Here is a 21,099-nt window from a genome sequence, read left to right as displayed (position 1 = left end):
CACACCGCTCACTTCTTGCCTCCAGACGCTATGTCCGGGACTATCAGTCGACTGAGCGCCCTTAGGTGATCGGTGCAATCTTCGCGGATCAGCACCCCATCATGTTTACAGACTGCGGTTGCAACGGCCGTCTTCGCGCGATCTACGAGCTCCTCTCCAGTATCGACCACACCCAACTCTTTAGCCGCTGCAGCCAAGTTCGTGGACCACTTGCGACTCCGATTCACGAAGTGCTTCGCCTCGAATACACGACCAAACTCAATACCAAGTACGCCGACGTAGACCTCGGGGCGCAGAAGATCTTCGAGCTCTGACTGCGTCATACGCCCGCCCAGCAAAAAGACATTGCTATCGCGCAACATTTTCGCATCCCTGATTCGCCCTGCCTCGCCCCGCCCGGCATCATCATCATCCAAGACGACAAGAATTCGGCAAACCGTCGCCTTCTCTCTCTGGATCTGCGAGCGCATTTTCCCAGCACCGCGAGTGGCTCTAAAGAGAATCCGACCAGCTTTCACCTCTTGCCCAATTCGCGGGTCAACGTCGGCAAGTAGCACCGGGAGCGTGCCCTCGTCACTGACACCCTCGACTAGAACAATAGTCTCGGCCGACTGAAGATTGTCGCCAAGTTCAACTCCCAGGGCGTTTCGAATGGCCGAGACGTTCTTGGCTGGGCGGGCAGCGTTCGCTCTGACAAGGATGTTCGACCCTACGCGCTCACGATTGACAAATATCGGGTTGTGCGTGGCAAGGATGACTTGCTGGGATGTTGACAGACCTTGAAATAGACTCTGTAGCTCATGAACAGACGCCGGGTGCAGATGCGCCTCTGGCTCGTCGATGGCTAGGATGACGCTGTGCCCGCTCGACTGCTCTTGAGCGAGCTCTTGAATCAATGCCATTGTCACAAGACTCTTGATCCCGTCACCTTTGCTCTCAATCGAAGTCAGCGTGCCATCATTTATGACAAGATCCTCAATCGAGTTCGTCCGCTCGATGTCGGCATTCTGCAATTCGATGGACTCCATTGAGGGGATGTAGCGCTTCACGGAGTTCATCAGATCGCTCGATACTTCCCCAACTGCCTCGTATCGCAACTCGTTCAGTCTCGAGGTCAGAGCCTGGTATTCATCGCTGTCGAGGAGTGAACGCGTTCGAATACGTGCAAGTTCGTTCACCAGCCCAATCGCTTGGTCGCTTGTACGAATTGCTGGAACTGACACCAAAGAGATGCGTGATGCGATGAACTCGGCAATTTCTCGAGCCTTAGCACGATGAGTTGCCGCTCCTCGACCAGGCTTTACGACGCCGAAAGTAACAGACATTCGTCCAAGGGTTATCTCTATCGGGAGCTCACCATTGTTCGCGATTCCGGTATGCTCGCGAAACGCCCGCACTTCGTCGCGTGTAAGCCTAAAACGCAGCCGGAGTAGAGTGGGATGTGCACCTCGGCTGGTCTGTTTCGCCAGGGGGTAATCATCGCCCCATCTATAGCCGCTCACCAGCTGCGCACCCCGAGCAAGACGACGCGGCCGCAAAAAGACCATCGCTTCACGCCCCGAGATCTCACCGTTGCGCACATGCTCAGGGCGTGCAGTGCTCCAGCGCTGAATCACTTCCATGCCAAGAGCCAGAGCCTTCAGCAGATTCGATTTACCCTCGTTGTTCGGCCCCACGAGCGTCGTCAAATTATCAACACTGAATTTCGTCTGCGTCGTGATCGAGCGGTAGTTCTGTACGGTGACCTCAGCTAGCTGCAAAGTTGTTCTCCTTCAACTCAGTCAGACTGCCTCCGCGTCGCCGGCCATTTGGTTCTATTGCGATGTCAACTCCATACAAGGTATCCAGCTGGGTCACTTCTTACATCCAGAGGTGAATCCGCTACACGTTAAACCGGAACTCCACCACATCCCCATCCGCCATCACGTAATCCTTGCCCTCCATGCGGACCTTGCCCGCAGCCTTGGCGTCGGCCATGGATCCGGCGGCTACCAGGTCGTCGAAGGACACGACTTCGGCCTTGATGAAGCCCCGCTCGAAGTCCGTGTGGATCACACCGGCGGCCCTGGGCGCGGTGTCGCCCTTGTTGATGGTCCAGGCCCGAGATTCCTTGGGGCCGGCGGTGAGATAGGTCTGCAGGCCGAGGGTCTGGAAACCGGTGCGGGCCAGCTTGTCCAAGCCGGATTCGTCCTGGCCGGACATTTCCAACATCTCGCGGGCCTCCTCATCGGACAGCTCCACGAGGTCGGACTCGAGCTTCGCGTCCAGGAACACGGCCTGCGCGGGCGCCACCAAATCGGAAAGTTCCTTCTGACGATCCGGCGAATCCAGCACGCCTTCATCAGCGTTGAACACGTAAATGAACGGCTTGGCTGTCAGCAGGTTCAGCTCACGCAACTGATCGAGTTCGAGCTTCTCGGGACCCGCAGCCTCGAAAATCGTGCGGCCTTCCTCAAGCACCTTCTGCGCGGCCTGGTACGCGGCCAGCTGCTCGGGAGAGCCCTTCTTGATCTTGACCTGCTTCTCCAGGCGCGGAATCGCGTTCTCCATGGTCTGCAGGTCGGCCAACACCAGCTCGGTGTTGATGGTCTCCATGTCGGAGGCGGGGTCGATCTTGCCGTCCACGTGGATCACGTCCGGGTCGTCGAACGCGCGCACCACCTGGGCGATCGCGTGCGCCTCCCGGATGTTGGCCAGGAACTGGTTGCCCAACCCTTCACCCTCGGACGCGCCCTTCACAATGCCTGCAATGTCCACGAAGGACACGGTCGCGGGCAGAATGCGCTCCGAGCCGAAGATCCCGGCCAGCGTGTGCAAGCGCGGGTCCGGCAGGTTCACCACACCAATGTTCGGTTCGATGGTCGCGAACGGATAGTTCGCGGCGAGCACCGTGTTGCGCGTGAGCGCGTTGAACAGCGTTGATTTACCGACGTTGGGAAGACCGACAATTCCAATAGTAAGAGCCACGGTAGGACAGTCTACCGCCGCAGGCTCGGACTATTTCGAATACAGCGCGTGCCCCACCACGTCTGCGATGCGTTGATACACCGGCAGCACCACATCGCGTGGGGCGCCGAGCATGTTGAAGCCGTGTCCAACATCCGGCAGCTCCATGTGTTCGACGAGTGACCCGGCGGTCCTGAGACGCGTCGCATACCGCTCGGCTTCTTCCTGGAGGATGTCTCGCTCGCACGAGATCACCAAGGCAGGAGCGATCCCTGCCAGCGACACCGTGTCCTGTTCTCCCGCCGGAGAGATGAGGCGGCCAACGCGTAGCTTCTCGTCGGGACAGTAGACCGTGTCGAAGATGGGGCCCATCCGTGCGAGCAAGGACTCTTTGCCGGGTTCCTTCTTCGCTTTGGCAGGGATGGTGAGGTCCAGTGCCGGGTACATGAGCACCTGTGCCGCTATCCGTGGAGCCTCGTTCTCGAACGCGAGCCTGGCCGCGCCCGCGGCCAGGGCGCCACCGGCAGACTGCCCGCCGATGGCCAGCAGATCGCCGTTCCATGCACGATCGGGCGCTGCCGCCCATACGGCGACGTCATAGGCTTGCTCGACCGGTCCGGGGAACCGTAGCTGCGGTGCGGTGGTGTAGTCGATGTTGAGCACGTTCACGTTCGCGTTCGCGGCAATGAAGCGGCATATCGGGTCGTCCTGCTCGGGATGGCCCATGACGAACCCGCCTCCGTGCAGATTCACGTACACGCCGGCCTCGGCCGCGCCATCCGGGGGAGAGTAGTGGGTGGCCGGGATGTCACCGTGCCTGGTGGGAATGATGATCTCGGTAATGATCGCCGGCACCTCGGAGAACCTGAGCTCCGGAGCCATCCGAGGCGTCCCCGGGCCCTTCTGCATCAGCTTGGCGATCATGTCGGCAAACCATAACGGAACGGTCATCAATGTTCCTTTCGGGACGAATTTTCAGGCGCTACAGCCTCCTGGTGGACACCGTCAGCAGCTGTGCCGTGGGCATCGGCCACCTCCCCGGAGATGGGGGCCTCCCCGGAGGTTGGGGCTTCGGCGTTTCTCGAGGAGAGGTGGTCGGCAAGCCAGGTCTGAGCGGTGCGCAGTAGCCGCCGGGCGAGGTCCGTATCCTTGGCCCAGTTCTCGAAGCCGTGAGCGCCGCCCTCCACGATTTCGAGCTGAGTCTCCACACCTGCTGCGCGCAATCTATCGGCATAATCGACGATTTCGCCGTGAAACAACTCGATATCGCCGGCGTAGAGCCAAGCGGGCGGCAGACCGGCGAGGTCGCGGCGTCGTGCGGGGACCGCGTATTCGGGAGGCTGGGCCGCGCCCGGCTCACGACCGAGGTAACTTGCCCAGGCAAAACGATTGACCGTGTTGTTCCACACCGGATGGTTCTTCGCGTCGAATTCGCGCCGGGCTGCCGTGCGGTCATCGAGCATGGGGGCGAAGAGCCATTGTGCACAGGGCTGAATGCCACCGCGATCTCGGATGCGGTGGGCGGCCGCTGCGGCCAGACCGGCCCCCGCGCTTTCCCCGCCAATTGCGATGCGCGAGGGATCGACGCCCAGACCGTTGGCGTGGGTGAGCAGCCACTCCCAGGCACGGACAACGTCGTCGAACGCCGCGGGAAAAGGATGCTCGGGCGCGTGTCGGTACGTCACGGAAACGATGGTGACACCCAGTTGCGCGGCCGTTTCAGCACACAGCGGATCGTCCTGTTTCGGCGCGCCGATCACCAGGCCCCCGCCGTGCACCCAGAGCAGTGCGGGTCGGGGTGCCGCGCTGTCGGGGCGATACAGCCGTGCTCTAAACACCCCGTCGCGCACATTCGTGACGGTGACGCCGGGAGTCTTCCGCGAGCGCAGTAGTTTTGGCCCGTGTCGTCCGACGAACCTGCCGACACGGGAGGTGGGGGCGATCTTCGGCAGGCGCTCGAGCGGCCCTTGAAGTTCGGGATGCACACCGTTCATCAGCCGACGTCCTTCATTTTCTGCGCAATCAGACGGATGGCCCGCTCGGGGATGAGCCGGCTGAGTTTGTCGAACAGTTTCGCGTCACGACCGATGTGCACACGGAAGCACTCTTTCTCCATCGCATCGACGATCTGCCGCGCAGCTTCTGGGGCAGTCGTGGTGTTCGGTGCGGTATTCCCCTTGTTTTCATTGGCTCGTTCGACACCGGAGTTCTTCATGATGTCCGTGGCGATCCCACCGGGAAAGACCTCGGTCACCACAACGGGGGTGTCTTGCAACTCCGCGAACAATCCCTCGGTGAACAAGGACACCGCGGCCTTGGACGCGCCGTAAGCCGTCTGCCCGGGCACGGGCAGGATCGCCCCCATGCTGGAGACGTTGACCAGACTTGCCGCCGGACGTTGCAGCAGCACGGGCAAGAAAGCCTTGGTCATGTTCACCGTGCCCCAGAAGTTGACGTCCATCACCCGCTCCATGAGCTCGAAATCCAGCTCTCTGACATGCACGAAGGGCTGAATGATGCCCGCGATGTTGACCAGACCGTCAATGTTCCCGTGCACCTCGGCGATGTGCGCCGGCAGCGCAAGCACTGCCTCGCGGTCAACGATATTCGCCACATGGATGCTCAACCGGCTGGTTCCGCCCGCCACGGCCTGCGTTTCCACAAGACCGGACTCATTGAGGTCCACGGCGGCAACGGTGGCACCGCGCGCCAGCAGCGCAAGGACGGTGGCCCGACCAATGCCCGCACCCCCACCTGTCACCACGACAACCTTGTTCTTGAGTTCCATCCGCGACCGCCTTTCTGCGCGAGCACCCATCGTACCGGACAATACTGTCCGGTAGTAGAGTTGACGTATGACTGATGCGTTGACTACCGAGGAAAACGCAGGCGCACGCGCGATCCCGGCGCGGAAACGAAACTTGGGCCCTTCTGCAGGGCCGGCAAACCGTCAGGCACTGATTGAGGCAGCGCGGATCGAGTTCGCCACCGGCGGCGGGAACGTTCCACTGAGCCGGATCGCCCAGCGGGCAAACGTCGGGCAGGGAAGCCTGTACCGGCACTTCCCCGATCGCCTTGCCCTTGCCACCGGAGTGTTCGAGACGAACCTCGCCGAGATTGAAAAACATGCGACGCAGGCGGAGCGCCCCTTCTCCGCACTGCTCGACGCCATTGAGGAACAGGCAGCAGAAGCCTCCGCGCTCATAGAGATCGTGTCCACCAGCGGGACGGACGCTTCGGGTAAGGCAAGAAATTCGCGTTCGGGCGGCGCGGGCGAATCGGCACTGCTCACCGAACTACATGCGGTCCTTGCGCGTGTTCGCGCCGCGGCCGTCGAAGTGGGCGAGATCACCTCGCACACGACGGTCAAGGATCTGCTCGTGGCGGTGTCGATGCTGGCGCTTCCCATCGCGAAAACGCCCAAGGAACAACAGGCCGAGACCGGACGCCGCGCACGACGCATTCTCGAAGCATGGTTCCTGGCCGAAGACCGCGACCTCAATGTCGCCCCTGGTGAAGCACCCAACAGGTGACGGTACGTCGCGCCCTCCCGCGAATCACATCGAGGGCGCACCCATGACGTTTGTCACCCCTGAGTCGTGACGTTCGGCAGTTCTGAACCGTACCGATTCCCGCGAATATTGGGGTATGAACACATCGGCCACTTCTTCGCCTTCTCTCTCCGCCCCCACGACGACGCCGCTCGCCCCGGCCATCGAGTGCTCTCAGGTTCACCAGGTGTTCCGCACCCGCAAAGAAACCGTGCACGCCGTGAACAATGTGAGTCTGCGCATCGACCGCGGCGAGATCGTCGCCCTGCTGGGACCCAACGGCGCCGGTAAGACCACGCTTCTGGACATCGTTCTGGGCATGTCCGATGCGGAGGAGGGCACCGTCTCGGTCTTCGGGCGCAGCCCCCGCGAGGCCGTGTCCTGTGGCCTGGTGGGCGCCGTCCAACAGACCGGCGGACTGCTCGATGACCTGTCGGTACGCGAGACAGTGGTGATGATCGCGGCCCTCTACCGACAACACATGCCCGTGGACGAGGCACTCGAACGAGCCGGAGCAACGTCCTTCGCAAGACGCAAGGTGTCCAAATGTTCGGGTGGCCAGCAGCAGCGCGTGCGGTTCGCCTTGGCACTTCTCCCCGAACCCGACCTCCTCGTGTTGGATGAGCCCACGGCCGGCATGGATGTCCAATCCCGGCACGATTTCTGGGACACGATGCACGCCGAGGCCCGCGAGGGTCGCACGGTGGTCTTCGCGACCCATTACCTGCAGGAGGCCGAGGACTTCGCTCAGCGCGTGGTGCTCCTGGACCGCGGGGCCGTACATCACGACGGGACGGTGGACAGCTTCCGTTCCGCTTCGACCCACCAGGCGGTGTCATTCGTTTGGCCGGAGCCGACGCCGCTGCCGAACCTCCCCGGTGTCACGCGCCTGGATCGGACGGGTTCCCGCGTCATCGCGCACACCCACGAATCGGACCGGCTGGCCCGAGTTCTGCTGACCCAAACACCGGCCGCCGAGCTGGAAATCTCCCGCGGCGGCCTGGAAGAAGCGTTCACCGCCCTCATCAGCCGCTCCACCGACACCTGAGCCACGCGGTTGCCCTACCGGCATCTTCAGACCACCACAACAGACAAGGATTCCGTCATGAATCTCACCTACACGCTCCACGATTTCTGGCGACAGGTCAGGGCCTTCGAGAGCATGTTCTTCATTGCCGTGTTGCCCGCGGCACTGTTCGTCATGTTCGGTGTCACCCAGGGCTGGTCCAACGAGTCCTCGGGCAACGGCAACGTCTCCGCGTACCTCATGGTGTCCATGGCCGCCTACGGGGCTGTCACTGCAACCACGTCGATCGCGGGCAGCGCTGCGGTGGAACGGATGAAGGGATGGGGCCGGCAACTGGCCGTGACTCCCATGGGTACGGGCGGTTATGCCGCGACCAAGGTGGTGGTGGCCGTAGCCGTCGCGGTAGTGCCCGTCATCATCGTGTACCTGGTCGGTGTCTTCACCAATTCCGCCATGGACGATCCGTGGCGCTGGTTCGCGACCGCCGGCATTGTGGTGGCCTGTTCCGTGGTCTTCGCGCTCTACGGTTTGGCTGCGGGGTTGTTGTTCCGCTCGGACGGGGCCGTCAGCGCCGCCTCCGGTCTGCTGGTGGTGCTCGCTTTCCTGGGTAACGTGTTCATGCCGTTGTCCGGTTCGTTGCTGGACTTCGCTCGCTTCACGCCCTTGTATGGAATTGTTGGACTTGCCCGCTACCCCATTACCGAAGGATGGGTGGTTGCCGTGGATGGCACGGCCGAACAAGACAGCGTCTGGATGCTGCTCGCCAATGTGGGCGTGTGGGCCGTGATCTTCGCGGCCGTAGCCCTGTTCGCCGCCCGAAGAGCGACGGCCCGCAATTGACTACGGTGACGACCGACCCCCAGGCTGTTCAAGACGCCTCGAACGAGAATCCCTCCGGCTGGAGCGAAGTTGTCTACGCCTCGGTGTGGCTGGTCTTCCTGCTCTTTCCGATTTCGAATGTGCTGTCCGCGCCGGTATCGGACGGGCTCAAGGGACTCGGGTTGACGGGTATTGGTCTGTTCGCCGTGCTGTACGTGATCTCCTGGATCTACGAGGTGCCGTTCCCACGCCGCAGTGAATTGGTCAACGCGCTCTTCTGGTGCTTGGTCCTCTCGGTGCCCGTGGCCCTGGTGGTCCCGGCGGCAGGATTGACCGGAACCTACGTGGCGCCGTTCTTCGTGGCCGTGTGCGCGTTCCGGTTGTCCATGAAGGGCGCAATCATTGCGGCCGCGGTCATCGCGCTCATCACCATCACCCCGTGGTTGATCGTGTACTCGCCGCGGGAATGGTTCTGGCCGCTCGTGGGCATCTCCCCCGCATTCATGCTCCTGCTGGTGTCCCGGTGGGTCATGGAACGGTCGATGATCAGGGAAGAATTGCAGCGTGAACTCACACTGGCACAGCAGCGCGAATCGGTGGGCCGCGACGTCCACGACATCCTGGGTCATTCCCTGACCGTGGTGTCCATGAAGGTTCAGCTGGCCAAGCGTCTCATGGCCACGGACCCGCAACGAGCGGCCCAGGAGCTCGACGACGTTCTGGTCCTCACCCGCGATTCCCTCACCGATGTGCGCTCCACCGTGGGCAAACTACGCGAACCGGAATTGAGTGTGCAATTGATGCAGGCCCGGGCGGCCCTGCGTTCGGCGGGCATCACCCCGCACCTGCCCAGCACCGTTCCGACCATCGCCTCGCCCTGGCGCGCCACGTTCGCGTGGATCCTGCGTGAGGCCGTGACCAATGCGGTGCGCCATTCTGCCGCCTCGTCGTGCTGGGTCACGCTCACCTCGACCACCCTGACCATCACCGACGACGGCGCAGGGCTGGATTGCGAGCGCCGCGACGCGCACGCGGCGACGTCGTCCGTTCCCGGCAACGGCCTGCGCGGTATGCGGGAACGGGCGGAGCGAGCGGGGCTGCAATTGACCGTGACCTCGCCCGTGGAAGGTAAGGACCGAGGGACGAGAATCGTGGTGGAACCGGCATGAACACCATTTCGGTAGTGATCGCGGACGACCAAGCGTTGGTGCGGGCCGGTCTGGCCGCGCTGCTCGAGCTGGAACCGGACATCCGCGTGGTGGCCCAGGTAGGCAACGGCCGCGAGGCCGTGGCCGCGGTCGCAGCCCAGAACGTGGATGTGGCCTTACTGGACATAGAAATGCCCGTGCTCAACGGGTTGGACGCTACGCAGGAAATTGCGCGCGGCGGTAGTGAGACCAAGTGTCTGATCGTCACCACGTTCGACCGGCCCGGGTACTTGCGGCGCGCCCTGGACGCCGGAGCGAGCGGGTTTGTCGTCAAAGACACTCCCGCCGACCAATTGGCCGAGGCCATCCGGCGCGTGCACGCGGGACTGCGGGTGATCGATCCCGTTCTCGCGGAGGAATCCTTGGTGGCCGGGTCCAACCCCCTGACCCAACGGGAACAGGACGTGCTGCGGGAATCCGTGCAGGGTGGCTCCGCCAAACACATTGCGGCCGCCCTGCATCTGTCCCCCGGTACGGTGCGCAATCATTTGTCGTCGGCAATCGGGAAGACGGGTGTGCACAACCGTTCGGAGGCTGCGGCGAGAGCGCTGCGCAACGGGTGGATCTAGCGCGGGGTGCTTCAAGGGCTCCCTGAGACATGAACTTATGCGTGTCGGAGGGGTCTGAGACAGTTCCCACATGGACGCTTCCGTGATGTCTCAGGTGTGGTGGTTGTGGGCGTTGCTCGCCCTGGTGGTGGGTCTAGGGCTCGGTGGCGCCGCGGGTCTGTCGGTGGCGGGTCGCCGGACGCGGCGGGTGGAAGCCGAGGTCGATGAGCTGCAGGCGGAGCGTCTGAGCGCGTTACAGGAGAGCGCCGCGGCACGGGAAGCCAAGGAACAGCTCGAGAAACACGTGGCCACCCTTGAAGCGCGGTCCTTCCAGGATCAGAACGTGCTGCAGGCACTGGCCCCGCTCAATGATCAGCTGCGCACCGTGGGGCGTCATGTCACCCAATTGGAACGTGACCGTGCGGAGCAGTTCGGTGCGGTGAGCCAAGCGCTGGATGCCGCTCGCAGCACCGACGCCCAGTTGTTGGAGGCCACCGGTTCGTTGTCGTCGTCCCTGCGGTCCACCACGGTGCGTGGAGCGTGGGGCGAGATGCAGTTGCGTCGCGTGGTGGAGGCCGCGGGCATGGTGCGCCACGTGGATTTCACGGAACAGGACTCCCGCGTCACCGACCGCGGAGTGCAACGACCGGACATGATCATCAAACTGCCCGGTGGGCAGTCGATGGTGGTGGATGCCAAAGCACCCATGAACTCCTACCTGGACTCGCAGGCCGTTCCCGCTGACGGCTCTCCCGAGAACGAGCAGCGCCGCGCGCAGACGTTGAAGGCGCACGCCAAAGCACTGCGATCGCACGTGGACACACTGGCCACCAAGCAGTACTGGACGGGCAGTGACGGCTCCCCGGAGCTCGTGATGTGCTTCGTGCCGGTGGAATCCGCGCTGGCCGCCGCCTTGGAAACGGATGCGACACTGCTGGAACATGCCGCTCGGAACAACGTGGCATTGGTGTCTCCGGTGTCACTGATGGCCTCGTTGAAGGCCGTGGCGTTCAGCTGGCGGCATGCCACCCTCACGGACAACGCCCGTGAGCTCTACCGGCTGTCGCGGGAGCTGTATGACCGCATGGGATCCGTGGGCAAACATCTCACGGACATGGGGGGATCCCTGCGCCGTTCGGTGGACGGCTACAACAAGCTCGTGGGATCACTGGAAACCCGGGTTCTGCCCTCTGCACGCAAGATCGCCGCGCTGGATCCCACCGACAACGACTCCACCGGGCTTGAAACCAAACCCGTGGAAACCATGCCCCGGGCCGTCACAGCCACGGAGTTCGTGCTGGACCAAGACACTGAGCGAGAAGACCGAGCAAGCTAGGAGTCAGCGAGTGGGGCGCGCTCCACGGCCTCCGAGCTGACGGGAGTTGTCGCCGCCCTGGGCCAGCTTGGCGCGCAGTTCCTTCGGCAGGGAGAACAGGATGTCCTCCTCCGCGGTCACCACTTCTTCGACCTCGCCGTAGCCGTACTCGGCCAGCAGATCCAGCACCTGCCTCACGAGTACCTCGGGCACCGAAGCACCGGAGGTCACACCGACGGTGGCTACACCCTCGAACCAGGACTCGTCGACCTGATGGGCAAAGTCCACGCGCTCGGCCCGCTTGGCACCGTATTCCTCAGCCACTTCCTTCAGACGCACCGAGTTGGACGAGTTGGCCGATCCCACCACGATCACCAGATCCGTCTGAGGCGCGATCTCCTTGATGGCCGTTTGACGGTTGGAGGTCGCATAACAAATGTCATCGCTGGGCGGGTCCTGCAGATTCGGGAACTTCTCGCGGAGCCGGTTGACGGTCTCCATGGTCTCGTCCACGCTCAACGTGGTCTGGGACAGCCACACGACCTTGTCCGGGTCCTTGACCTCCAGAGTGTCCACGTCCTCCGGGGAGTTCACAATGTGAATGTGCTCGGGGGCCTCACCGAAGGTACCCTCGACCTCTTCGTGGCCCACGTGACCGATCAGCAGGATTTCGAAATCCCCTCGGGCGAAGCGCACGGCCTCGCGGTGCACCTTGGTGACCAGCGGACACGTGGCGTCAATGGTCTGCAAGTTGCGGTCAGCGGCGGACTGCACGACCGCCGGGGAGACACCGTGGGCGGAGAACACGAGCAGCGATCCCTCGGGCACCTCGTCGGTCTCATCCACGAAAATAGCGCCGCGCTCTTCCAGCGTGCTGACCACGTACTTGTTGTGCACGATCTCCTTGCGCACGTAGACCGGCGCACCGTAGTGCTCGAGTGCCTTCTCCACCGCGATCACCGCGCGGTCCACGCCGGCGCAGTATCCCCGCGGTGCGGCCAACAAAACCTTGCGAGCACCGACGACCGGAGCGGCGTCGGCGATCTCTTGAGGGGTGCGCCGGACGCGGGGAACGGTGGGCATGGCAAGATCAACGGTGGTGGACATGCCCTTAATGGTAGGCGACCGCGTAGCGTCTCACCACGGCGCCCGTCACACCCACCAGCGCAACCACCGCAACCCACGTCATGCCCGTGACGCAGCGCGCCACAAATGATTCACGCAGCAACCCCACGATTTCCGTGACCATCAGATGCGCCACCGGCTCAACCGAGGACGCCGATGTCACCGCCTGGGCCGCCACCATCGCTGTGATCAACAATGCTCCGGTCATGACCAGCCCTGCCAGCCCCAGCCCCACCAGGGCGAGCCAGCGGTGGGGAGCTACCAGCAGCGTGGCGATACCCAACACCGCGGCCAGCCACGGAAGCACGAACCGCCACTGCGCGATCCACACGAGCGCATCGATCGCGGGTCCGGTGCGCGCCCCGGGAACCGTCACCGTCAGCCCCTGCGAATTCAGTGCCGGGTCAATACCAATGGTGTCCCGGATGCGCTGGTCGAGGGTGGCGCCCACGGGGCTGACGTCCACCACCAGGTTCTCGGGGGCGTTGCCCAGTTCTGGCGAGAGGGGAACGTTGGCGGCGTGGGTCCGCACGAGAACCTCGGTCCACATGCCTTGCTGTTCGGGAGCGGTTGCGAAGGATTCGGCGGCGTCGACGGCGCGTTCACGGACATCTTCGAGGGCCTGGTCCACGGGGTCGAGACCGGTGCGGTAATCATCGAGCAGCCCGAAGGTCGCACGGTCCAACACCGTGCCCACCAATTCCGTTTGGAACGAGGTGTCGGTGACGATCGAGCGAGCGGTGTCCTCAAATCCCGAGGGCGACAACACGTGGTCCTGCACCCAGGTGAGCCCAAGCCACGCCGCGAAGGCAACGCCGGTGAGGAGCCCGCACAGCACGGCACCCGCGGTTCGCAGCGCGCGGGCTGTGGATGAGGATGCTTGAGCCGTCACTGCTCCACTCTAAGGAAAACTCGCCTGTGCGTGTCGGCCGGTGATGGTAAGCATGAGTCATGAGCACATCGTCTTCGCCGCAGCCCTTGGATGCTGTAGACGTTCCGGACCCGCACCGGGAACTCGCTCAGTTCGCGCGGGACACTTCCCCGGAGAACCCCTGGCCGCTCAGCCGGCTGTCCTCCAATCTCAATGTCTGGATCAAGAAGGCCCCGGATGCCTGGGTCGAGGGCCAAGTCATTGAGGTCAACCACCGCGCGCGCGTGTCGTACGTGACGCTGCGGGACATGAACGAGGAAATGTCCGTGTCCGTCACACTGTTCGGCCAGGAGCTGGCCGCCCTGCAACGGCCCTTGGAGCAGGGCATGCGCGTGGTCCTCAACCTCAAAGCGGACTTCTACGCCAAGACCGGCCGACTCTCCATGATCGGCCGTGGCATTCGCCCCGTGGGGTTGGGCGACCTGCTGGAGCGCCTCGAACGTCTGCGCCGCGCGTTGGCGGATGAAGGACTGTTCGATCCGCGCCACAAGAAACCATTGCCCGTGCTGCCCTCGTGCGTGGGGCTGATCACGGGTCGCAATTCGGATGCCGAGAAGGACGTGGTGCGAAACGCCTCTTTGCGGTGGCCGGGTGTGCAGTTCGAGATCCGCGAAGTCCCGGTTCAGGGCAATGGGGCAGCACACGCCGTGAGCGGTGCGCTGGCGGAACTGGACCAGTTGGAGCACGTGGACGTGATCGTGATTGCCCGCGGTGGCGGCGCCTTCGAGGACCTGTTGGCGTTCAGTGATGAGTCCCTGATCCGTAAGGTCTTTGCGGCAACCACGCCCGTGGTCAGCGCTATCGGTCACGAGAACGACCAACCGCTGCTGGATTACGTGGCGGACGTTCGTGCGTCCACTCCCACGGATGCCGGTAAGCGCGTGGTTCCGGACGTTCAGGAGGAACGCCTGCGCCTTGGCCAGGCCCGCGCGGCACTGGACCGCGCCGTGAGCTCCCTGATCGACCGGGAAGTCCAGGGGCTGGCCTCCGTGCGATCCCGCCCCGTGCTGTCCCAACCGGACAGCATGATCCTGGTGCGGGAAGAAGACCTGGATCGCTGGCGCTCCCGCGCGTGGTCCGCGGTCAACACCGCCACGCTGCGCGCTCAGGACACCGTGGCCCAGATGCGAGCCCGCGTCCGCGCATTGTCACCCCAGCAGACACTGGACCGCGGATATGCCGTGGTCCAGACCAAGGACGGGCACGTGGTCACGGACGCGCACACCGTGGAAACCGAACAGCCACTGGCCGTGCGCCTGGCCTCCGGCGAACTGGGTGTCACCGTGAACACCGTGAGCCAGCGCCGACCCGGCGAGCACTAACCCCACCGCTCAAGAAGTACTTCAGAAAGGACCGTCATGACCAAGCAGAACCCGTCCCCCGACACCTCCGCACCGGACCTGTCGGACGTTGATCAGCTCGGCTACGAGCAGGCTCGCGAACAGCTCGTGGAGATCGTGTCCAGACTCGAAACCGGTGGCACCACGCTCGAGGAGTCCTTGCAGTTGTGGGAGCGCGGCGAAGCCCTGGCCACCCGCTGCGAGAACTGGCTGGACGGTGCCCGGCAACGGCTCGACGCCGCCCGCGCCCGGCGCGAGGAAACCCGGGAGCAAGCGGCGTCGGAGTGAGCCGGACGTGGGCGAACCCTACTGGCGATAGCCCGACAGGAATTCGCCCAAACGGTCGAGAGCGGTGTCCAGCATCTCCACCGCGGGCAGGGTCACGAGTCGGAAGTGATCCGGTTCGCCCCAGTTGAATGCGGTGCCGTGGCTGAGCAAAATCTTTTGTTCCTTGAGTAGGTCCAGGGCAAAACGCTCGTCATCCACAATACCGAACTTCTCCACGTCCAGCTTGGGGAACAGGTAGAGCGCACCGGCCGCCTGTTGGCAGGAAACACCGTCGATCTCGTTGAGTTTCTTGTACGCCAGGTCACGCTGAGCCTTGAGCCGGCCGCCGGGCAGGATCAAATCGTTGATGGACTGATACCCGCCCAGCGCCGTCTGAATAGCGTGCTGCGCGGGAACATTGGCGCACATGCGCATATTGGCCAGCAGCTTGATGCCCTCGATGTAGGACTCCGCTTTCCAATTGGGGCCGGTGATCGCCAACCAGCCGGAACGGTAACCGGCCACCCGGTATGCCTTGGACAGCCCCGAATACGTCAGACACAGCACGTCCTCACCGGTGAGTGAAGCCAGGTTGATCATCTCGGCATTGTCGTAGGTGATCTTTTCGTAGATCTCGTCCGCGAAGAGGATGAGCTCATGCTTCTTGGCAATCTCCACGATCTTCGTGAGGGTCTCACGCGAGTAGACGGCACCGGTGGGGTTGTTGGGGTTGATCACCACGATGCCCTTGGTGCGGGAGGTGATCTTGGACTCCAGGTCCTCGAGGTCCGGGTTCCAGCCGTTGTCTTCATCGCACAGGTAGTGCACGGGGGTGCCGCCGGACAGTGCAACCGATGCGGTCCACAACGGGTAGTCCGGTGAGGGCACCAGGATTTCGTCACCGGTGTTGCACAGTGCCTGCAGCGACATGGTGATCATTTCGGACACACCATTGCCCAGGTACACGTCGTCGGTGTCCAGGTTCATGATACCGCGTGTCTGGTAGTACTGCACCACGGCCGTGCGGGCGGAGTAGATGCCGCGCGAATCCGAATAGCCCTGCGCATTGGGCAGGTTCTTGATCATGTCCACCAGGACCGCGTCCGGTGCTTCGAAACCGAAGGGCGCGGGGTTGCCGATGTTCAGCCGCAGAATGCGATGACCAGACGCCTCCATTTTTTCCGCTTGTTCCAGTACGGGACCGCGGATGTCGTAGAGCACATTCTTGAGTTTGTCGGATTGCCTCACCATTGCCATGAGGGCAACACTACTCGTACGTCACGATGCGACCCGAAAGATTTATCAGGGCTGTTCCCGCAGGAACGTAGCGGCTTCCTCCGGTGACATGGCCGGATCCTGACCGGTGACCAGTCGGGTCATCATGGTCAGATCCTGAGTGCGGATCCCGTCCGTGACGCCGTTGATCACGGAGATCGCATCGTCCGTTAGATCACCGGTGGTCACCGGCACGAGTTTCTCGGGCCGGTAGAGGTTGTTCGGGTCCGCAAGCACGGTGAGGCCATCGTCTTCAATCGCGGGCGCCGAAGCGGGCAGCACCGCCGCTTGCACATCATTATTGAGTAGCGCATCCACCCGCGCGGCGTAGTCCGAGAATTCCGGGGCGGATTTGGGGACGCAGTCGTAGTAACTCGTGAGCCCCTTGACGCCCTGTGCCGTGTCAGCGTAATTGCCGGGCATTCCCACGTTGATGTCCGGGCAGTGTTTCTCCATGGTGGTGAGGTCGCCGAGTTCGAATTCGACGGCGGTGGCCGGAGCCACCACGAACCGGTCTGTGTTCTCCGCCGGGGATTCGTGGAGAATCTTCAGCCCCTGGGGCATGGCGTCCGGCAGAGCGCCGTACACGTCATCCGCGGATGGTCCCGCCTCACTGGAAAAGCCCAGTAGCTGCCCGATCGATCCCACCAGGCCCGGATCCTTCGACGCGGACGGGTCCGGCGAGGGCGTGGCCGACGGTGTTGCGCGGGTCTCGTTCTCGGCCATGTGCACGTACAGGTCACCGGTGAAATCGGGCACCACATCCACCGTGCCGGATTCCAGGGCGTCGATCAGTGCACCCCGTTCCGTCCCCGCGTCCACGACAGTGGCGGCGATCCCCTGCTCCTGCAGGCTCTGGGCGTACAGGTGCGCAGCCACCCGGGTCTGGTCGTTGACACCTGTGGCGATGGCTACCGGGGTGCCTTCCCGGGTACCCGCCGACGACGCCGCTGCGGTCGCCTCTTGCTCCGCTCCCTCCGTTGCGAGCTCCTCGGCCTCGGTAGCGCACCCTCCGAGGGCGAGGACGCACATGAAAGCGGCACCGGTCAGAGCGATGCGGCGACCGATCCGGAATCGTGCGCTCGTGTTCCCGGCATGCGGGGACATCGTCACTGTTCGATGTCCTGTTCAACCACGGGGCTCGGCTGTTCTTCGGGTTGCTCGACCCACGTGCCCAGGCCGGCCATGCGTAGCGCCTGATCCACCAGGTCCAGGCGCTCGAGTTCGTCCAGTTCCACCAGGGGGAACCAACGGGTGTCGTCCGAGGATCCGTCTTCTTCCACGCTCAGCTCACCGCTCACCACGTGTGCCGTGTACAGCACCCGGCACGCATGGTATTCGCGGGGGTTGCCGTCCAGCCGCTGGTCGGGCGTCATCCATCGGCTGTGCACACCGAGCATCGACTCCGTCTCCACCGTGTACCCGGTTTCCTCGAACACTTCGCGCAGCATGGTGGTTTCCGGCTGCTCCCCGGGTTCCATGCCGCCGCCCGGAAGAGTCCAGGCACCGTTGAAATCGGGGCGGTGCGGATTCCAATGGGTCAACAGCACCTGCTGGTCACGGACGATGAGCGCATAGGCGCCCACCCTGGAATCGAATGCCGAACTCATGGTGACGAGTCTACTGACCGGGCCGAGCGGCGTCGTACCCGCCGGACCGCGCGCGCCCACCGTTGCCGTGCGGGGAAGGTGAACGGCGATAATGGGCCGGTGAGCATCGTGGACAACGCCATTTACCGCAACGGGCAGCGGGTCGAAACGCCGTCGAATCTGCAGGAAACCTACCGGCTCCTCCGTCAGTTGGAGGAGGAATGCGCGACCGCGGAGGACGGCCGGAAGGAACCGGTGCTGGCGTGGATCGGGTTGTACCGGCCGAGCGTATCGGAGGTGAAGTCGCTGGCCGAGCACTTCAAGCTGCATGAGCTGGCGGTGGAGGACACGATCCAGGCGCATCAGCGGCCCAAGATCGAGCGCTACGGGGACATTTTGTTCACGGTGCTGCGGCCGGCGGTTTACAACGACCATGATGAGACCGTGGACATCGGCGAGATCCACATCTTCACCGGCCCCAATTTTGTAATCACCATCCGGCATTCGGAATCCACTGGCGTCTCGCGGGTACGCGAGCGCGTAGAAGGTGAGGACGGGCTGATCAAGTTGGGCGGGGACGGTGTGCTGTATGCCCTGTTCGACCAGATCGTGGACGACTATTTTCCGGTGCTCGACGGCCTCGAGAACGACATCGACGAGATCGAGGATGCGTTGTTCGCCGGCGAGCAGCACGTGTCGCAGCGCATTTACGAGCTCGCCCGTGAGGTCAATGATTTCCACCGCGGGGTGTCACCGCTGACCACGGTCATGAACCAGTACTTCGCGGGATTCGGCAAGTACGGCACGAATGTGGAACTGCAACATCGACTGCGCGACGTGCTGGACCACGTGATCGTGGTGAACAACAAACTCGAGTCCATGCGGTCCTCGCTCGCGGACGCGATGACCCTGGACTCCACCCTGACCACCGCCCGGCAGAACGAGGCCGCCATGGCACAAAACGAGCAAATGAAGCGCATCTCGTCCTGGGCGGCCATCCTGTTCGCCCCATCCATTGTGGGTTCCGTCTACGGCATGAACTTCGCGCACATGCCCGAGCTGGAATGGCAGTACGGCTACCCCATGGCCCTGGGCCTGATGTTGGGGGTCGGTGTGGTGCTGTACGTGATCTTCAAGGCCAAGAAGTGGCTCTGATACGCACTTAGGCCACGCTCATCCTCGGCGGTTAATGTAGTTCGCGATGGAAGAGAACTTGCTTGATGTGCATTTTTGGTTGGGTGCCCCGCTCCGCGTACTCCTCATATTCTTGGGCGCGCTGGCCCTGACCGCCGTGTTGCGGTTGGTGATTCGCAACGTCACCCGGGGTATCGCCCGCGGGTCGCGCTCGCGCATCGTCCGCAAGATCGACAACGGGAAGCCCCGCTGGGTTGTCGATGCCGGGTTGGCCTCGGACCGCCAGTCCCAACGTGCATCCACCGTGGGGTCCGTGCTGTCCTCGGTGGCCACGATCGTCATTTGGGCCGTGGCCATCCTGATGATCATTTCGGAGATGGGGTTCAACATCGCTCCGGTGCTGGCCTCGGCCGGTATTGCCGGTGTGGCCCTGTCCTTCGGCGCGCAATCCCTGGTCAAGGACTACCTCTCCGGAATCTTCATGGTGGCCGAGGACCAGCTCGGTATCGGCGACTCCGTGGACCTGGGCGAGGCCATCGGCACCGTGGAGAGCGTGGGATTGCGGGTGACCCAGGTGCGCGACGTCAAGGGCACCCTGTGGCACGTGCGCAACGGCGAGATCCTCCGGGTGGGCAATCAATCCCAGGGGTGGGCTCGCTGTGTGCTGGACATCCCGGTCCCCTACGACACCAATATCGACCTGCTCACGGACCTCATCGAGCACGAGGCGCAATTGCTGCGCGATGACCCGGACATGGGCCCCAACATCATTGACGACCCCGAGGTCTGGGGCGTGGAGAACATTACCGGCGAGTCCATCACCGTGCGTTTGGCGGTGAAGACCGCGCCGCTGCAGCAATGGGACGTGGCCCGCGTGTTGCGCGTGCGTATCAAGAAGATGCTGGACCGCGAAGGCCTGCGCCTACCGCTGGTCTATCAGATGGTCGTGCGCAACGACGGCGCCCCGACCGGTTCCTCCGCCGACGACGACACCCGCACCACGTCCTTCCCGCAGCCTCGCGTTCCCCTGACGGGTCAGTTGCGCACCGCGGTGCGCCGGCCCGAACCCGCCCCTGACACTTCCACGACCGATGGCCGCACCCCCAGCAAGGACGGCACCACCACCGATTCGTCGGAGCGCCGCGGGGACGGCTAGCCTCCCGCGGCTCTAGCGCGGGCGGCGTCGGCGGGCATTCTTGCTCACCGACGCCGCTTTTGCTCCCTTGGGTCCCCTGCCACCTCGGCGCTGTGCAGCCTTGGGGTGTTGTTTGGGGGGTTGCTTCTTGTTCTTGCGCTCTTCTTCCGCGCGGGCCGGGGTGTCCCGACCACTGTTGGCGCTGCGGCCGCGCACAATGCCGACCAATTGCTGGACCGCGGCCTCGTCCGCTTCGGTGAGGTCCCGGGGCCACACGAGCATTACGGGGACGGTGGGTGCATCCGTGAGTTCGCGGTAGGTGACGTCCTTGCGGTGGTGCAGACGGGCGACCGACATGGGCAGGATGACCGGGCCCACGCCGGCGGCGGTGAGTTCCACGGCCATGTCGGCGTCATCAGTGCGAGGCCTGGCTTGGGGCTCGGACTCGGCCGTGAGCTCGCCCGTGGTGAGCGTTTCCGCAACGGTGAGGATGTGATCCCGGTCGAGCACGGCGACCTGGAGTTCTTCGTAGAGAGCAACCGCGCGGAATTCCTCTCTGAGCTCTTCCACGCTGGGGTCCTGGTCTTCCCAGTTGAGACGGACGAAGCACGCTTTGATCTCGCCACTAGTCAGTGCCTCTCGCCAGCCATCGGCCCGGACCAGGTACTGATGCAACACCGGCGTGTGACGGCGATCCTCCCACCTCCGGAACCACTTTCCCGGCATCACACCGGGCACGTAGCCGATTGCGAACCGATCCCTCACGGGCTGGTGCTCGGATGGCTGCGCTGTTTCGGGGAGTTGCGGTTCGGTCATGGGTCAACCCTAAGTGGCGCCAGCACGCAGACCAGCTCAACGTGCGAAAACCAGGTGGGAGGACTACAGTAAT

At 63.5% G+C, this 21,099-nt stretch carries 21 protein-coding genes; 10 read left to right on the top strand and 11 right to left on the bottom strand.

Annotated features, from left to right (window positions below; genetic code table 11):
• Positions 1-8: 8 nt before the first annotated feature.
• The 5 genes from AC3ENJ_RS08675 to AC3ENJ_RS08655 all read right to left on the bottom strand — a co-directional run bounded on the left by AC3ENJ_RS08675 (position 9) and on the right by AC3ENJ_RS08655 (position 5,734).
• Entirely contained in the window at positions 9-1,760 is a 1,752-nt protein-coding gene (locus AC3ENJ_RS08675; RefSeq protein WP_431813745.1) for an ATP-dependent nuclease, read from the bottom strand.
• A 121-nt stretch (positions 1,761-1,881) separates the two neighbouring features.
• The gene (gene ychF, locus AC3ENJ_RS08670; RefSeq protein ID WP_431813744.1) at positions 1,882-2,967 is read right to left on the bottom strand and encodes a redox-regulated ATPase YchF; all 1,086 of its coding nucleotides are present in this window, start codon (positions 2,965-2,967) and stop codon (positions 1,882-1,884) included.
• A gap of 30 nt (positions 2,968-2,997) precedes the next feature.
• On the bottom strand, positions 2,998-3,897 hold the full coding sequence (locus AC3ENJ_RS08665) for an alpha/beta hydrolase fold domain-containing protein (protein WP_431813743.1): 900 nt from the start codon (positions 3,895-3,897) through the stop codon (positions 2,998-3,000).
• Entirely contained in the window at positions 3,897-4,940 is a 1,044-nt protein-coding gene (locus AC3ENJ_RS08660; RefSeq protein WP_431813742.1) for an alpha/beta hydrolase, read from the bottom strand. Before AC3ENJ_RS08660 ends, AC3ENJ_RS08665 begins: the two co-directional genes overlap by 1 nt.
• Positions 4,940-5,734, bottom strand: a complete 795-nt coding sequence (locus AC3ENJ_RS08655) for an SDR family NAD(P)-dependent oxidoreductase (protein WP_431813741.1) — start codon at positions 5,732-5,734, stop codon at positions 4,940-4,942. Before AC3ENJ_RS08655 ends, AC3ENJ_RS08660 begins: the two co-directional genes overlap by 1 nt.
• Before the next feature lie 67 nt (positions 5,735-5,801).
• On the opposite strand from AC3ENJ_RS08655, the gene AC3ENJ_RS08650 reads away from it, so the two are divergent.
• The 6 genes from AC3ENJ_RS08650 (at position 5,802) to AC3ENJ_RS08625 (ending at position 11,435) form a co-directional block, all read left to right on the top strand.
• Positions 5,802-6,479, top strand: coding sequence for a TetR/AcrR family transcriptional regulator (locus AC3ENJ_RS08650; protein ID WP_431813740.1), 678 nt, complete (start codon positions 5,802-5,804; stop codon positions 6,477-6,479).
• A gap of 115 nt (positions 6,480-6,594) precedes the next feature.
• Positions 6,595-7,545, top strand: a complete 951-nt coding sequence (locus AC3ENJ_RS08645) for an ABC transporter ATP-binding protein (protein WP_431813739.1) — start codon at positions 6,595-6,597, stop codon at positions 7,543-7,545.
• 57 nt (positions 7,546-7,602) lie between these two features.
• Positions 7,603-8,364 carry an ABC transporter permease gene (locus AC3ENJ_RS08640; protein ID WP_431813738.1) on the top strand — a complete coding sequence of 254 codons (762 nt, stop codon included), beginning with the start codon at positions 7,603-7,605 and terminating at the stop codon, positions 8,362-8,364.
• 5 nt (positions 8,365-8,369) lie between these two features.
• On the top strand, positions 8,370-9,512 hold the full coding sequence (locus tag AC3ENJ_RS08635; protein ID WP_431813737.1) for a sensor histidine kinase: 1,143 nt from the start codon (positions 8,370-8,372) through the stop codon (positions 9,510-9,512).
• Entirely contained in the window at positions 9,509-10,120 is a 612-nt protein-coding gene (locus tag AC3ENJ_RS08630) for a response regulator transcription factor (protein WP_190806962.1), read from the top strand. The genes AC3ENJ_RS08635 and AC3ENJ_RS08630 overlap by 4 nt, the downstream gene beginning before the upstream one ends.
• A gap of 70 nt (positions 10,121-10,190) precedes the next feature.
• Positions 10,191-11,435: a DNA recombination protein RmuC gene (locus tag AC3ENJ_RS08625; RefSeq protein ID WP_431813736.1), complete on the top strand. Its 1,245-nt coding sequence runs from the start codon at positions 10,191-10,193 to the stop codon at positions 11,433-11,435.
• A 3-nt stretch (positions 11,436-11,438) separates the two neighbouring features.
• Here the strand turns inward: AC3ENJ_RS08625 and AC3ENJ_RS08620 are convergent, their stop codons facing one another.
• The gene (locus AC3ENJ_RS08620) at positions 11,439-12,521 is read right to left on the bottom strand and encodes a 4-hydroxy-3-methylbut-2-enyl diphosphate reductase (protein ID WP_190781445.1); all 1,083 of its coding nucleotides are present in this window, start codon (positions 12,519-12,521) and stop codon (positions 11,439-11,441) included.
• A 4-nt stretch (positions 12,522-12,525) separates the two neighbouring features.
• Entirely contained in the window at positions 12,526-13,431 is a 906-nt protein-coding gene (locus tag AC3ENJ_RS08615) for a hypothetical protein (protein ID WP_431813735.1), read from the bottom strand.
• A 59-nt stretch (positions 13,432-13,490) separates the two neighbouring features.
• Here AC3ENJ_RS08615 and xseA point away from each other — a divergent pair, with 59 nt between their 5' ends.
• Together xseA and AC3ENJ_RS08605 are read left to right on the top strand one after the other, a co-directional pair.
• The gene (gene xseA, locus AC3ENJ_RS08610) at positions 13,491-14,792 is read left to right on the top strand and encodes an exodeoxyribonuclease VII large subunit (RefSeq protein ID WP_431813734.1); all 1,302 of its coding nucleotides are present in this window, start codon (positions 13,491-13,493) and stop codon (positions 14,790-14,792) included.
• A gap of 36 nt (positions 14,793-14,828) precedes the next feature.
• On the top strand, positions 14,829-15,098 hold the full coding sequence (locus AC3ENJ_RS08605; protein WP_190781442.1) for an exodeoxyribonuclease VII small subunit: 270 nt from the start codon (positions 14,829-14,831) through the stop codon (positions 15,096-15,098).
• A gap of 18 nt (positions 15,099-15,116) precedes the next feature.
• On the opposite strand, the gene AC3ENJ_RS08600 is transcribed toward AC3ENJ_RS08605, so the two are convergent.
• Genes AC3ENJ_RS08600 through AC3ENJ_RS08590 form a run of 3 tightly spaced genes read right to left on the bottom strand, consistent with a single transcriptional unit; the run spans position 15,117 to position 17,962 of the window.
• On the bottom strand, positions 15,117-16,334 hold the full coding sequence (locus AC3ENJ_RS08600) for a pyridoxal phosphate-dependent aminotransferase (protein ID WP_431813733.1): 1,218 nt from the start codon (positions 16,332-16,334) through the stop codon (positions 15,117-15,119).
• A 45-nt stretch (positions 16,335-16,379) separates the two neighbouring features.
• Entirely contained in the window at positions 16,380-17,459 is a 1,080-nt protein-coding gene (locus tag AC3ENJ_RS08595; protein ID WP_431813732.1) for a glycine betaine ABC transporter substrate-binding protein, read from the bottom strand.
• Between the two features lie 2 nt (positions 17,460-17,461).
• Complete coding sequence (locus AC3ENJ_RS08590) at positions 17,462-17,962, bottom strand: NUDIX hydrolase (RefSeq protein ID WP_431813731.1); 501 nt, start codon at positions 17,960-17,962, stop codon at positions 17,462-17,464.
• A gap of 99 nt (positions 17,963-18,061) precedes the next feature.
• Between AC3ENJ_RS08590 and corA the strand changes: the two genes are divergently transcribed.
• Positions 18,062-19,096 carry a magnesium/cobalt transporter CorA gene (gene corA, locus AC3ENJ_RS08585; RefSeq protein ID WP_431813730.1) on the top strand — a complete coding sequence of 345 codons (1,035 nt, stop codon included), beginning with the start codon at positions 18,062-18,064 and terminating at the stop codon, positions 19,094-19,096.
• A 67-nt stretch (positions 19,097-19,163) separates the two neighbouring features.
• Positions 19,164-20,231: a mechanosensitive ion channel family protein gene (locus AC3ENJ_RS08580; RefSeq protein ID WP_498957866.1), complete on the top strand. Its 1,068-nt coding sequence runs from the start codon at positions 19,164-19,166 to the stop codon at positions 20,229-20,231.
• Between the two features lie 12 nt (positions 20,232-20,243).
• On the opposite strand, the gene AC3ENJ_RS08575 is transcribed toward AC3ENJ_RS08580, so the two are convergent.
• On the bottom strand, positions 20,244-21,026 hold the full coding sequence (locus AC3ENJ_RS08575; protein ID WP_431813729.1) for a LysR family transcriptional regulator substrate-binding protein: 783 nt from the start codon (positions 21,024-21,026) through the stop codon (positions 20,244-20,246).
• Positions 21,027-21,099: the final 73 nt, after the last annotated feature.

Source organism: Kocuria sp. cx-455 (assembly GCF_057707085.1).
This window is presented reverse-complemented; position numbering and strand designations above follow the sequence as displayed.